Origin of the sequence: Phenylobacterium sp. LH3H17, assembly GCF_024298925.1 — a bacterium.
Taxonomy (GTDB): Bacteria; Pseudomonadota; Alphaproteobacteria; order Caulobacterales; family Caulobacteraceae; genus Phenylobacterium.
In genome coordinates this window covers 1,537,486-1,550,000 of sequence record NZ_CP101283.1, presented here as the reverse complement: position 1 = coordinate 1,550,000, position 12,515 = coordinate 1,537,486, and the positions used below count along the sequence as shown (strand labels likewise).

Below are 12,515 nucleotides of genomic sequence, written 5' to 3'. Positions count from 1 at the left end.
ACTGCGAGGGCGCCGAGGTGTTCGACCTCTCGGTCCGGCCGGCCTAGCCCGCCGCTATATAGGCCTTCAGACCGTCGGCCTCGGCCTCGACCTCGGTGATTTTCCATTTCACCAGGTCGCCGATGGAGACGATGCCCACCAGCCGCTCGCCCTCGCAGACGGGAAGATGGCGGATCCGCCGATCGGTCATACGGCCCAGCAGGGCGTTCACCGTTTCGCTCGGCTCGGCGAAATGCACGTCGCGGGTCATGCAGCTGGAAACCGGTTTGGTGAGCGCGCCCGCCCCCTCCTCGGCCAGGGCCCGGACCAGATCGCGCTCGGAGACGATGCCGACGACCCGGTCGCTGTCCATCACCACCATGGCCCCCACTTTGCGCGAGTGCAGGAGGGCGCAGATCGCCCCGACCGTCTCGCCAGGCGTGGCCGTGAAGACCAGATCACCCTTGGTCTTAAGGATCTGAGACACCAGCATCGGCGCGTACTCCCTATTCCCGAAGGTCAGGGTCGCTCAGGACGCAGGCGAAATCAATGTTATCCGAGAGCTTCCTGAGTTGCGCGAGGCCCGCGCGCCAGCCGGCCGAACAGATCGATGAGGAACAGGCCGGCGAAATAGCCGAAGATGTGCGCCTCCCAGCCGACCTGGGCCGACCCCATACCCGGGGCGAAGTCGATGAAGCCGAGGATCAGGTTCAGCGCCACCCAGCTAAGGGTCATGCTGACCACCGGAGAGCTGGTGAAGGGGCCCGGCGTCCCCCGCCCGCCCAACAGCCGGGTCGCCCCGCCCACCAGGCCGGCTACTCCGCCTGACGCGCCTATGAGAAAGGTGCCCGGGCTCAGCCAGGCGTAGCCCAGGCACCCGATGGCGCCCGTCAGCAGATAGAAGAGCAGGAAGACCAGCACCCCGCGCGGCCGCACGCCAAAGTAGCGCGCCACCGGTGTCCCGAAGGCCAGGGCGAAGCCGGCGTTCATCAGGGCGTGGGCCCAGTTGCCGTGCAACAGCATGGAGGTGAACATCGTCTCCCAGCGGCCGCCCGCGAGCGCCATGGACGAGAAGGCGAAATAGCGGACCCCCAGGTCGCTCAGCAGCACCGACTGCAGCCCGTAGCTCACCACGATCGACACCGTGACCAGCACGGCCGGCCAGGGTGCGTTGAGAATCGGCTGGCGCGGCTCGTTCAATACGGATGCTCCCAACTCAGAATGGTGGCCGACACCAGTTTCCCTCATTGTTCTTAACCAAATCGCGAGGGTCTTGGCTTCTAGATGGCGGGTGGCTGGATATGGCGCGCCCGCTTGCGCACCGTCCGGCGCAGGTCTGTCGGTGCGGAGTCACTAGGTCAATGATCGATGTTTTCCTCGCGGCTCGGCGTGGCGCATGGATCGCCGCGGGCCTCGCCCTCGGCCTGGCCGCGGCTCCGGCCTGCGCCCAATACATGTCCACCAATGCCGCGGACTTCAACGCCGGCTACGGCCGTGTCGCTGGATCGGAAAACCATCCGGTCGAATATGCGACCCGTGACGCCAACGGCAACCGGGTCATCGTCGACGGCATCATCATGACGGGCGAGGACCAGTCGAGCTTCGCCTTCGGTTCGGGCTCGGGCGCCGGCGGGTCCTTTTCGGGCGTCGGTTCGCTGGGGGGCGGCTCCACGGCCATCGGCAACAACCTGGTGGTCGTCACCCAGGGCAACAACAACACGGTCATCGTCAATTCGAGCCAGACCAACAACGGCAATGTGACCGCGGGAACGCGCGTCAGCGGGGGCGTCGGCGACGATGATCAGTAAGAGCAACCTCATGCGTACGGTGGCGCTGCTCAGCGCCGCGGCGCTCGGCCTATCGGCCTGCGCCACGCCGATCGCCGGCCCCAGCGGCAACTACGCCCGCACAATCGGCACGGCCCCGGTGACGGTCAACCCGACCCCCTACTCCGCCGCCCTGGTCTGCATGGCCGGTTACGCGCGCAACGCCCGCATCGTCGCCCCGCGGATCGCCATCGGCCGCATCGCCGACTACACGGGCAAGTCGGAGTCCGACGGCTCGGGCCGCAAGATCACCCAGGGCGCCTCTCTGATGGCCATGTCGGCCTTCGCCAAGGCGGGCATGCCGCTGGTCGAACGCTTCGACACCTCGGTCTCGGAGCTGGAGCTGAAGTACGCCAACAACAAGCTGATCTCCGACGCGCCCAACCCGGCGCCGAACCAGGCGGCCGAGTATCGCCGGATCGTCGCCGGCCAGGTGCCGGGCTCCGACTTCTATGTGGCCGGCGGCGTCACCGAGCTGAACTACAACATCCGCTCGTCCGGCTTCGACGTGGCCGGCGGCGATGTGGACGCCACCGACGCCAAGGGCTCGTTCCGCGGCCGCCTGTTCATCATGAACATCGGTCTCGACCTGCGGTTGATCAACACCCGCACGCTCGAGGTGGTCGACGTCATCTCCTATCAGAAGCAGGTCGTGGGCCGCGAGGTCGGCGTCGGCTTCTTCGACTTCCTCAACGGCAACGTCTTCGACATCTCGGCCGGCGCGGGCGCGCTGGAGCCGATGCAACTGGCCGTCCGCAGCCTGGTGGAACGCGCGGTGGTCGAGATGACCGCCAACCTCTACGGCATGCCCGGTCCGCAGGGCTGCCTGACCTCCGACCCGCTGGAAGGCTCCACCGTCGGCCTGACCGGCGGTTATGTGCCGGCGTACAACAACCTCGGGACCAACAATGGCCAGACTCGCGAAGACCCTTCTCGCTGGAGCTCTCGTCGCGATTCTGCCGTGCGGGGCCGCTACTAGTCAGACCCCGCCCAGCAGCGCCCTGAACAATCAGGTCCAGTTCGGCGACGTCTTCTCTCAGCAGACCATGAACGTCGTCGAGGTCACCGACTTCACGACGGCCGACACCAATGCGGTGGGTAACGCCTTCGAGGCGACCGCCGACGGCCAGGCCCTGGATGTCCGCTCCGACCAGGCCGCCAACGGTGACGTGGCCGCCGACACCCGGCTGAATGTCAGCGGCTATTCGGGCGACACGGTCGCCGTGACCAACACCGCGACAGGCAACAGCGGCTTCGTCGGCTCCTATTACGGGACCGTGACCGCGGTCACCAACCAGAACACCGCCACCACCGCGGCGATCTCCGGGAACAGCCGGATCAACGCCACGGGCGGCTCGGCCGACGACGTGGATTCCATGAACCAGGCCACCGGCAACAGCCAGTCCCTCGGCCTCGAATACGCCTCGGCCGGCATTCGCGCCAACCAGACCAACGGGGCGATCGTCTCCACCGACGGCGGCGGCGAATACGCCTATGTCTCGGGCACGGCAAACATCGCCGCCACAAGCACCGGCAACGACATCACCCTGGACGGCCAGGGCTCGGCCGCGGCCGTCATCGCCGGCCAGCTCAACGAGACCAACCGCGTCCAGGCCAGCGCCTTCACCGGCTATGGCAGCGTCCAGACCGCCGCCACCCGCGCCACCGCCGCCGGCAACAACATCAACGCCGTCAACGAGGGGCCGCTGCTCGAGGTCTATGCCGACCAGCGCAACCAGGCCTATGTCCGCGCCGAGGCCCGCAGCGCCGCCTCGGCCTACGGGACCGGCGGCGTCAACGCCTATGGCGTCGGCAACGCTCTAACCGCCGGCGACATCGGCGGCGAGATCATCCTCGACACTGTTCAGCTCAACGAGGGCGGCGGCATCGAGGCGGTGGCCAACTTCATCGGGACCGACGGCTACGACGCCACGGCCACCTCGACGGCCATGGGCAACTCGGTCACCGGCTACGCCTGTTCGGAATGCGAGGGCCGGATGAGCATCACCAACAGCCAGGTGAACCGCTCCGACGTGGGCGCCCAAAGCATCGTAAATGTAAGCGGCGGCGGTCGCTCGGCCAGCGGCGTCTCCACCGCCGTCGGCAACACCGCCACCTATTATGTGAGCCGCCCATCGGGCCAATGACGCCCTTATCGCGCCTTGCGAACGCCATACGGGGCGGCGCATGGTGAGCTTACCTTGCCCAAGCCGGATTCCCTGAACTTGATGATACGACCCACTGCGGTGACCGCGCTCGTCCTGGTTCTGGCCGCGCCCGGCTACGCTTCGAGCCTCCCCTTCCCCAAGTTCGGCCTCGGCAAGGACCGCCCGGCGGCCACCGCCTCGAGCGCCAGGCCCAAGGCCGGTGAATGGGCCCAGGCCCGCTCCGACGTCGCCCCCGATCCGGACATCGCCTTCGGCGCCCTGCCCAACGGCATGCGTTACGCGATCCGCAAGCAGCAGATCCCGCCCGGCCAGGCCGCCCTGCGTCTGCGCTTCGACGCCGGCTCCCTGATGGAAAGCGACAAGCAGCAGGGCTTGGCCCACTTCCTGGAACACATGGCCTTCAACGGCTCCAAGGCCGTGCCCGAAGGCGAGATGATCAAGATCCTGGAGCGCCTCGGTCTGGCTTTCGGCGCCGACACCAACGCCTCCACCGACTTCGACGAGACCACCTACAAGCTCGACCTGCCGCGCACCGACGACGAGACGGTCGACACCTCGCTGATGCTGTTGCGCGAAGCCGCCGGCAACCTGACCCTCGATCCCGCCGCCATCGACCGCGAGCGTGGCGTGGTGCTCTCGGAGGAGCGCGCCCGCGATACGCCGTCCTATCGGGTCTACAAGTCGCGCCTGGAATTCCTGTTGAAGGACCAACGCCCGCCGACCCGCTATCCGATCGGCAAGGTCGAGGTGCTGCAGACCGCCCCGGCCGCCGAGTTCTCGGACTTCTACAACCGCTACTACCGCCCCGAACGCGCGGTGCTGGTGGCGGTCGGCGACTTCGATGTCGCGGCCATGGAGGCCAAGATCAAGGCCAGGTTCGGCGACTGGGCCCCGGTGGGCCCGGCCGGCGCCGATCCCGACCTGGGCGCGCTCAAGTCGCGCAAGACCGAGGCGAAGCTGCTGGTCGAACCCGGCGCGCCGCTCCAACTGCAGATGGCGTGGATGCGCCCCGACGATCGCGAAACCGACACCACCGCCAAGCGCAAGCGCGACCTCGTGCAGCAACTTGGCTTCTCGGTGCTGAACCGCCGCCTGCAGCGCCTGGCGCGCGGCGCCCAGCCGCCGTTCCTCGGCGCCGGCGCCTTCGAGAGCGATGAATACGACGCCGCCGAGATTACCATGGTGACGGTCAACGCCGAACCGACCCGCTGGCGCGAGGCGCTCACCGCCATCGAACAGGAGCAGCGCCGCGCCGTGCAGTACGGCGTGCGCCAGGACGAGCTCGGCCGCGAGATCGACGAATACCGCGCGGCGCTGAAGGCTGACGCCGCCGGCGCCGCCACCCGCACCCCCGGCTCCCTGGCCGGCGAGATCGTGGGTTCCCTGTCCGACGACGAGGTGGTGACCAATCCCGCCCAGGACCTGGCCCTCTTCGAGGCCACGGTGAAGGAGTTGAAGGCCGACGAGGTCTCCGCCGCGCTGAAGCGCGCCTTCAAGGGCGACGGTCCGCTGCTGTTCATGTCCTCGCCCAAGCCCGTCCAGGGCGGCGACGGCGCCCTGGTGGCCGCGCTGGAGACCTCCCGCAAGGTGGCGGTGGCCGAGCCCTCGACACCGACCCAGGTCGCCTGGCCCTACGACAACTTCGGAACCCCGGGCAAGGTCGCCGAGACCCGCGAGGCCGCCGATCTGGACACGGTCTTCGTGCGATTCGAGAACGGCGTGCGCCTGACGATCAAGCCGACCCGTTTCAGGGACGACGAGGTGCTTGTCCGCGTCAATGTCGGCCGCGGCCGGATCGACCTGCCCAAGGACCGCCAGAACGTCGCCTGGGCCTCGGGAGCCTATGTGGAGGGCGGCCTCAAGCAGATCAGCGCCGAGGACATGGAGCGGGTGCTGGCCACCCGGGTCTATGGCGCCCAGTTCGGCATCGGCGACGACGCCTTCATCTTTTCCGGCGCTACCCGGCCCGACGACCTCGATGTCCAGCTCCAGGTCCTGGCGGCCTACGCCGCCGAGCCCGGCTGGCGCGAACAGGCCTTCCAGCGGTTGAAGAGCAGCGGCAAGACCATCCACGACCAGTACGAAGCCACCGTCTCCGGCGTCGTCTCCCGCGACCTGGCCGGCCTGCTGCATGGCGGCGACGAGCGCTGGGTGTTCCCATCCCGCCAGGAGATGGCCGACGCCAAGCTGGAGAGCTTCAAGGCCGAGGTCGCCCCGGCCCTGGCCAACGGCCAGATCGAGGTGGTGATCGTCGGCGACACCACCGTGGAGAAGGCGACGGAGGCCGTGGCCCGCACCTTCGGCGCCATGCCCGCGCGCCCGCAGGTCGCCCCGCCGCCGAAGGCCGAGATCGAGGTCGGCTTCCCGGCCGCCGTCGCCCAACCGGTGATCCGCACCCACAAGGGTCGCCCCGACCAGGCCGTCGGCTATATCGCTTGGCGGACCAACGACTTCTTCGCCAATCCCCAGCGCGCCCGCGACACCGCGGTGCTGGGCGAGGTGCTGGAGTTGCGGCTGATCGAAGAGCTGCGCGAGGCCCAGGGCGCCACCTATTCACCCAACGCCGCCTACAGCCACAGCTTCGTCTGGCCGGGCTGGGGCTATATCTCGGCCAGCGTCGAGGTGCCGCCCGACAAGCTGCCGGCCTTCTTCGCCGACGTGAAGAAGATCGCCACCGACCTTCGCACCAAGGAAATCAGCCCCGACGAACTGGCCCGGGCCAAGAAGCCGCGCCTGGAACAGATCGACAAGGCCCGCGAGACCAACGGCTACTGGCTGCAGGAACTCTCCGGCGCCCAGGCCGATCCCCGGCGCCTCGACGCCACGCGCGCCATGATCCCCGGCACCGAGCGGGTCACCTCCGCCGACGTCAAGCGCGCCGCCGAGGCCGTCCTCAAGGACGAGACGATGTGGATGTTCGAGGTTAAGCCGGCGGGCGCCTAACGCCCCGGACCGCCGATCTGCGCCCACTATCCGGCGGCCGCCAGATATTCGCAGGCCCACGCTGAAACCTCATGACTCCGGCCGCGTTCGGCTCTCAGGGGACCCATCTTCCCAGGAGCACAGCACCATGAGCCTTTTCGACTTTGCGCGTGAGGCGGGGGAAACCCTGCGCGAGAAGCTGTCCGGCAAGCCGGATGTCGACGCCCGGGAGCTGGCCAAGGCCCTCCAGGAACACGGCGTCACCCTCAAGGACGGCCGCATAACCGTGGCGGACGACACCGTCACCGTCACCGGCGAGGCCAGCAACCAGCAGGAACGCGAACTCGCCGTCCTGGTGCTGGGCAACACAAAGGGCGTCGCCCGCGTCGACGACCAGATCACACTGGCCGCTCAACCTGCCGCCGCAGCCACGGCCGGCGCCGCTCCGCCCGCCCAGGCGACCTTCTATACGGTGAAGTCGGGCGACACCCTGTCGAAGATCGCCAAGGAGCACTACGGCGACGCCAACCGCTATGGCGAGATCTTCGACGCCAACCGGCCGATGCTGAAGGATCCGGACAAGATCTATCCGGGCCAGGCCCTGCGCATCCCGGGGACGACGCGGCACTAAGCCGATGCGCGCCGGAGCGTTATCGCGCTCCGGCGGCAGGCTTGCCTAATAGACCGTCCCGCCGACCCCGCCGTCGAGGCTCATGGTGGTGGCGACGGAGGATTCGACGCGCTCTTCTTCCTCGCGATAGGCGGTGTAGCGCTCGATCTCGACGATGGTCAGGATTTTGATCCCGGCGCCGAAGCGGCGCAGCAGCGACCGCTCGTTGCAGTCGCGCGCGGGGGTCTGCCTGCGGCATTCCAGCTTGCCGTCGCGGCCGTGATAGAGGGCGTCGCCCTTGCGGCAGGCGAGGGTCTTGCCGCCCGAGAAATCGATCTTCTCGTTATAGTCGGCGATGGTGGCCTGCAGCCAGGTGCCGGCCATGCAGCGATAAAGCTCGCCCTCGAAGTTCTGGTCGATCTCACGATCGGCGCGGACCTGGGACGCGGCGTGCGGGATCTGGCGCGCGTCGATGCAGACGGCCTGGATCACGACGCGGCGGATGCGGGTGCGGCTGGCCTCGTAGGCCACGCGCTTCATTCGCTTGCCCTGCTCGACATTGAGCTGGACCATGCCCGTAGCCATAGGCGGCGCATAGCCGCCGCCTCCACCACCGCCGCCATAGTAGACGGCCGCGCCGGCCAGCGCCCCGGCGCCGGCGCCGGCGCGTGAGCTCGCATTGGCCACTGCCACGTTCACGCTGGAGACATGGACATTGATATTGGGCGTGCGGGGAGTGTCGCAGCATGGGGTTACGGGCGGCGGCGGCGGCGGCGGCACGCAGCAGGGCGGCTGAGGCGGCGGGGTGCAGCACACCGGCGGAGGCGGCGGCGGCGCGCAGCACTGCGCCAGGGCGGTTTCCGGGACGGCGCCGGTGAGCATGAGCAGGCCGAAACCGAGCAGGAAGCCGAGAAGGGTCGTACGCGTCTTCATGGACGGCCCCTCCAAAGGCCCGCCGGAATCCCATCGTTGCGACGATTAGATCAGGCGCGGCTTAAGAATCTCTGAGTCCGTCAACCATGCCGCAGTCACCGCGGCCAAGGTCTCGTTACGGCACAGGCGGCCATCTGGCGCCGGTCTTCCTGCAAACCCCATGCGGTCAATCCCGACCCCTTGGAGGCGCGTGATGTTCCATTCCAACACGCAGACCCTGATCGACTACTGGCGCGGCCAGGGCGGCTATCGCGGCCTGCCGACCCGCGCCCAGATCGATCCGGCCGCCTTCCCCAAGCTCCTGCCCCAGATATTCATCCTGGGCCGCGTCAACACGGGTTTCTATCCGATCCGCTTGGCCGGCGGATTCGTGGCCGACCTGCACAAGCGCAACCTCAAGGGATTGAACGGCCTGTCGCTGTTCTCCGAGCGCAACCGCCTGACCCTGCACACCGCGCTCGAGACCGCGCGCCGCCGCCCCGAGCCTGTGGTCGCCACGGTCGAGGCCTTCACCGACCAGGCCAGCCTGCCGATGGAGGTACTGTTCGCGCCCCTGGCGGGGGCCGATGGCTCGCCGGAGCGGTTCCTGGGCCTGTACCAGCCCCTGGCCCTGGTCACGCGCCTGGATGGCCGGCCCGTGCGCGAAATCGTCGCCCACAGCGTGCGCGGCGTTGGCCCTGCCAACGAGGAGACCCCGCGCCTGCGCCTGGCCACGCTCGACGGGCGGCGAGTGGCTTAGGCGGCCTGCGTCGCGGGCGCGGACGCCGCGTCCAGCGCCGCCAGGTCCGACGCGTCCAGTTTCAGCCGCGCCGATCCCATCAGTTCCTCGAGCTGCGTGACGCTGGTCGCAGAGGCGATCGGCCCGGTCAGACCCGGCTGGGCCATGACCCAGGCCAGCGCCACCTGGGCCGGGGTCGCTCCCTTGCCCGCGGCCACCTTGTCGAGGGCGGCCAGGATCCTCAGGCCGCGCTCGTCCAGATAGCGCTTCACGCCGCGGCCGCGAGGGCTCTTGGCCAGATCTTCCTCACTGCGGTACTTGCCGGTCAGGAAGCCAGAGGCCAGGCCATAATAGGGGATCACCCCCACCTCGTTATCGATGCAGACCTGCTGCAGCCCGCTCTCGAAGCCCGACCGGTCATAGAGGTTGTACAGCGGCTGCTCGCTTTGATAGCGGGCCACGCCCAGCTTCTCGCTGATCTCCAGGGCGGATTTCAGCCGCGCCGGCTCGAAGTTGGAAGAGCCGATGGCGCGGACCTTGCCGGCCTTGACCAGGCGCTCGAAGGCCTCGGCCGTTTCTTCCTGCGGGGTGTCGGGATCGTCGCGGTGGCTCTGGTAGAGGTCGATCACATCGGTCTGCAGCCGCTGCAGCGAGGCTTCGACGGCCTGCACCATGTACGCGGCCGACAGCCCCTTCATCCCCTCGCCCATTTCCGAGCCGAGCTTGGTGGCCAGCACCACCTTGTCGCGCTTGCCGCTGGCCTTGAACCAGGCGCCGATCACCTTTTCCGAAGCCCCGCCGCCGGCCGGCGCCCATCGGGAATAGACGTCGGCGGTGTCGACCATGTTGAAGCCGCCGTCGACGAAGGCGTCGAGGATGGCGAAGGAGGTCTTCTCGTCGGCCGTCCAGCCGAACACGTTGCCGCCCAGCACCAGCGGCGCGACCTTCAGCTCGGACTTGCCCAGTCTGCGCAGTTCCATGGCGGTTTCTCCCTAAGCGGCCTTCTGGCCGTCCTCGTAGACCGGCGCGTCGTCGGCCGGCAGGGCGGCCTTGCCCCGGATCATGTCGGCGGCCTTCTCGGCGATCATGATGGTGGGCGCATTGGTGTTGCCCCCCACCAGGCTCGGCATGACCGAGGCGTCGATCACCCGCAACCCCGCGATCCCACGCACCTTCAGCTCGGCGTCGACCACCGCCATCTCGTCGGTCCCCATCTTACAGGTCCCCACCGGGTGATAGATGGTCTCGGCGCTCTTGCGGATCCAGGCGTCGATCTCGTCGTCGGTCTGCACGTGCTTGCCGGGGAACAGTTCCTCGGTGCGGTAAGCATCGAGCGCCGACTGCTCGGCCACCTTGCGCATCATCTTGACCCCCTCGCGCAGGGCGCGGCGGTCCTCGTCGGCGGCCAGGTAGTTGGCGAAGATCGCCGGATCGGCGAACGGATCAGCCGAATTCAGCCCCACCCGTCCGCGGCTCTCGGGGCGAAGCTGGCAGACGTGGAAGGTGAAGCCGTCCTTCTCCACCACGGTGTTGCCGTGGTTCTGCATCACCGCCAGCACCGTGTGGATCTGCAGGTCAGGCCGGTCCAGGTCGGGCCGTGACTTCAGGAAGGCGCCGGACTCCAGGAACTGCTGGCGGCCCAGGCCCTTGCCGAAGAAGGCGTAGTTCATCCCGATCAGCAGGGTCTTCACCAGCCCCTTGCGCAGGGAAAAGGCGGTGATCGGCTGCGGGCATTCCCAGGACATGGTGACGTCCAGGTGGTCCTGCAGGTTGGCGCCGACGCCCTTCAGCGGGTGCACCACCGCAATACCGTGCTTGCTCAGTTCCTCCGGATCGCCGATCCCCGAAAGCTGCAGTATGTGCGGCGACTGGACCGCGCCGGCCGACAGCAGCACCTCCTTGTCGGCGTGGACCACGGTCTTCTGTTGGGTCTTGGCGTCCACATATTCGACGCCGACAGCGCGGCCGTTCTCGACCACGATCCGGGTGGTCCGCGCGCCGGTCAGGCAGGTGAGGTTCGGACGGCTCATCGCCGGGTGAAGGTATGCCCGGGCGGCGCTCCAGCGCTGGCCGTCATGGATTGTCATTTGATACGGCCCCCAACCTTCCTGTTGGAAGCCGTTGAAATCGTTGGTGACGGGGTGCCCGGCCTGGCGTCCAGCCTCGACCGTGGCCTTGTAGATCGGGTTGGGCGAGGAGGCCTTGGAGACCTTCAGCGGGCCCTCGCCACCATGCCAGGCGTCGCCGCCGCCCTCCAGGCTCTCCGAGCGTTTGAAGTAGGGCAACACGTCCCGATACGACCAGCCCGTCAGGCCCATCTGGCGCCAGTTGTCATAGTCCCGCGCGTGGCCGCGAATATAGATCATGCCGTTGATCGATGACGAGCCGCCCCAGCCCTTGCCGCGCGGCCACCACAGTTTGCGGTTCTCGAGCTGCGGCTCCTCTTCGGTCCAGAACCCCCAGTTATAGGTCCCGGCCTTGCCGATCAGGGCGCCCACCCCGGCCGGCATCTTGACCAGGAGGGAGTTGTCCTTGCCGCCGGCCTCCAGCAGCAGCACCCGCACGCTCGCGTCTTCGCTCAGCCGGTTGGCCAGGACGCACCCAGCCGAGCCGGCGCCGATGATCACGTAGTCGTAGCGGTCCATGGGCGGTCCGTCCCTAAACACTGTTAAGTTTGGCGCACACTTACCCAGACGCGCCGCCGAAACAAGGCCGGGAGGGACCGCATTTTGGGTGTCGCAACGTCAAGCCGGGCGGCGGAAATCCATGATCCAGTTGGTCTCCCAGGTCTTGCCGCCGTCATAGGAGAAGGCCTGGCTCCAGCGCGGCGCGTTCGGGTCGGTGATGGTCCAGTCGAACAGCACCTTGATTGGTTTGCCCTCGTCGATGTCGTCGCCGGCGAACACGCCCTTGCCGCCCTTGAAACGGCCGTAGACCGGCGGCTGCAGCAGGCCGTCCTTGGAATTGATCCAATAGATCGCCCATTGGTCCTTCGCCGGGTCGTAGAGCCGCAACGTCATCCCCTTGAAACCCTTGGTCGGGAAATCGGCTTCGTCGATCGACACCATTCCGCCCATCAGGACCTGGGCCTTCTCGTGCGAGGGGAAGACATCCCAGTCCTGGGAACCGACGCCGCGTTGCTTGAGCCGCCGGTTGGTCACGTCCCATTCGCCGTGATTGAAATCGAAGTCGTGCGCGGCCTTGCCGGTCATGGTCCCTGTCCTCTGCGGTTGAATCTGCGCGAGCGCCTGTCCGCCCGCGCCGAGCGTCAGGCCGAGCGCCAGCAGCACCCGGCGATCAAGGTCTTGGTTCTGCATGGAGGGCTCCCTCGTCCAAACGCGGGGACAGCTTTAGTCGTC

General features: G+C 67.9%; 13 protein-coding genes (1 of these 13 running past the window's edge). 7 read left to right on the top strand and 6 right to left on the bottom strand.

Features of this window, described 5'->3' with window-relative positions; all coding sequences use genetic code 11:
- Window positions 1-47 carry the 3' end of an Rrf2 family transcriptional regulator gene (locus M9M90_RS07485; protein ID WP_254836541.1) on the top strand. 403 nt of this gene lie to the left of the window's left edge, so only the last 47 of its 450 coding nucleotides appear in the window; its start codon lies beyond the left edge, outside the window; it ends in the stop codon at window positions 45-47.
- On the opposite strand, the gene M9M90_RS07480 is transcribed toward M9M90_RS07485, so the two are convergent.
- Together M9M90_RS07480 and M9M90_RS07475 are read right to left on the bottom strand one after the other, a co-directional pair.
- On the bottom strand, window positions 44-472 hold the full coding sequence (locus M9M90_RS07480; RefSeq protein ID WP_254836540.1) for a CBS domain-containing protein: 429 nt from the start codon (window positions 470-472) through the stop codon (window positions 44-46). The genes M9M90_RS07485 and M9M90_RS07480 overlap by 4 nt on opposite strands.
- A 59-nt stretch (window positions 473-531) precedes the next feature.
- Complete coding sequence (locus M9M90_RS07475) at window positions 532-1,179, bottom strand: rhomboid family intramembrane serine protease (RefSeq protein ID WP_254836539.1); 648 nt, start codon at window positions 1,177-1,179, stop codon at window positions 532-534.
- 161 nt (window positions 1,180-1,340) lie between these two features.
- On the opposite strand from M9M90_RS07475, the gene hfaA reads away from it, so the two are divergent.
- The 5 genes from hfaA (at window position 1,341) to lysM (ending at window position 7,526) form a co-directional block, all read left to right on the top strand.
- Window positions 1,341-1,787, top strand: coding sequence for a holdfast anchoring protein HfaA (hfaA, locus tag M9M90_RS07470; RefSeq protein WP_254836538.1), 447 nt, complete (start codon window positions 1,341-1,343; stop codon window positions 1,785-1,787).
- Between the two features lie 10 nt (window positions 1,788-1,797).
- Window positions 1,798-2,784, top strand: coding sequence for a holdfast anchoring protein HfaB (gene hfaB, locus M9M90_RS07465; protein ID WP_371876907.1), 987 nt, complete (start codon window positions 1,798-1,800; stop codon window positions 2,782-2,784).
- Complete coding sequence (gene hfaD, locus M9M90_RS07460; protein WP_254836536.1) at window positions 2,714-3,952, top strand: holdfast anchor protein HfaD; 1,239 nt, start codon at window positions 2,714-2,716, stop codon at window positions 3,950-3,952. The genes hfaB and hfaD overlap by 71 nt, the downstream gene beginning before the upstream one ends.
- Window positions 3,953-4,033: 81 nt before the next feature.
- A complete protein-coding gene (locus M9M90_RS07455; RefSeq protein ID WP_254836535.1) occupies window positions 4,034-6,916 on the top strand; it encodes a pitrilysin family protein in 2,883 nt (960 codons plus the stop codon).
- A 127-nt stretch (window positions 6,917-7,043) separates the two neighbouring features.
- Window positions 7,044-7,526, top strand: a complete 483-nt coding sequence (gene lysM, locus M9M90_RS07450; protein ID WP_254836534.1) for a peptidoglycan-binding protein LysM — start codon at window positions 7,044-7,046, stop codon at window positions 7,524-7,526.
- 45 nt (window positions 7,527-7,571) lie between these two features.
- On the opposite strand, the gene M9M90_RS07445 is transcribed toward lysM, so the two are convergent.
- Window positions 7,572-8,438 (bottom strand): hypothetical protein, encoded by an 867-nt coding sequence (locus M9M90_RS07445; RefSeq protein ID WP_254836533.1) that lies wholly within the window; start codon window positions 8,436-8,438, stop codon window positions 7,572-7,574.
- 193 nt (window positions 8,439-8,631) lie between these two features.
- Between M9M90_RS07445 and M9M90_RS07440 the strand changes: the two genes are divergently transcribed.
- The gene (locus M9M90_RS07440; RefSeq protein WP_254836532.1) at window positions 8,632-9,177 is read left to right on the top strand and encodes a PAS domain-containing protein; all 546 of its coding nucleotides are present in this window, start codon (window positions 8,632-8,634) and stop codon (window positions 9,175-9,177) included.
- Here M9M90_RS07440 and M9M90_RS07435 read toward each other — a convergent pair.
- The 3 genes from M9M90_RS07435 to M9M90_RS07425 form a co-directional block, all read right to left on the bottom strand.
- Window positions 9,174-10,136 carry an aldo/keto reductase gene (locus tag M9M90_RS07435; protein ID WP_254836531.1) on the bottom strand — a complete coding sequence of 321 codons (963 nt, stop codon included), beginning with the start codon at window positions 10,134-10,136 and terminating at the stop codon, window positions 9,174-9,176. The genes M9M90_RS07440 and M9M90_RS07435 overlap by 4 nt on opposite strands.
- Before the next feature lie 12 nt (window positions 10,137-10,148).
- A complete protein-coding gene (locus M9M90_RS07430) occupies window positions 10,149-11,801 on the bottom strand; it encodes a choline dehydrogenase (RefSeq protein WP_254836530.1) in 1,653 nt (550 codons plus the stop codon).
- 99 nt (window positions 11,802-11,900) lie between these two features.
- The gene (locus M9M90_RS07425; protein WP_254836529.1) at window positions 11,901-12,473 is read right to left on the bottom strand and encodes a DUF1579 domain-containing protein; all 573 of its coding nucleotides are present in this window, start codon (window positions 12,471-12,473) and stop codon (window positions 11,901-11,903) included.
- Window positions 12,474-12,515: the final 42 nt, after the last annotated feature.

Bases quoted from the DNA above. Each gene is read 5' to 3' on its own strand.
- M9M90_RS07480 (WP_254836540.1), bottom strand. From the start codon at position 472: ATGCTGGTGTCTCAGATCCTTAAGACCAAGGGTGATCTGGTCTTCACG.
- hfaA (WP_254836538.1), top strand. From the start codon at position 1,341: ATGATCGATGTTTTCCTCGCGGCTCGGCGTGGCGCATGGATCGCCGCG.
- hfaB (WP_371876907.1), top strand. From the start codon at position 1,798: ATGCGTACGGTGGCGCTGCTCAGCGCCGCGGCGCTCGGCCTATCGGCC.
- hfaD (WP_254836536.1), top strand. From the start codon at position 2,714: ATGGCCAGACTCGCGAAGACCCTTCTCGCTGGAGCTCTCGTCGCGATT.
- M9M90_RS07455 (WP_254836535.1), top strand. From the start codon at position 4,034: ATGATACGACCCACTGCGGTGACCGCGCTCGTCCTGGTTCTGGCCGCG.
- lysM (WP_254836534.1), top strand. From the start codon at position 7,044: ATGAGCCTTTTCGACTTTGCGCGTGAGGCGGGGGAAACCCTGCGCGAG.
- M9M90_RS07445 (WP_254836533.1), bottom strand. From the start codon at position 8,438: ATGAAGACGCGTACGACCCTTCTCGGCTTCCTGCTCGGTTTCGGCCTG.
- M9M90_RS07440 (WP_254836532.1), top strand. From the start codon at position 8,632: ATGTTCCATTCCAACACGCAGACCCTGATCGACTACTGGCGCGGCCAG.
- M9M90_RS07435 (WP_254836531.1), bottom strand. From the start codon at position 10,136: ATGGAACTGCGCAGACTGGGCAAGTCCGAGCTGAAGGTCGCGCCGCTG.
- M9M90_RS07430 (WP_254836530.1), bottom strand. From the start codon at position 11,801: ATGGACCGCTACGACTACGTGATCATCGGCGCCGGCTCGGCTGGGTGC.
- M9M90_RS07425 (WP_254836529.1), bottom strand. From the start codon at position 12,473: ATGCAGAACCAAGACCTTGATCGCCGGGTGCTGCTGGCGCTCGGCCTG.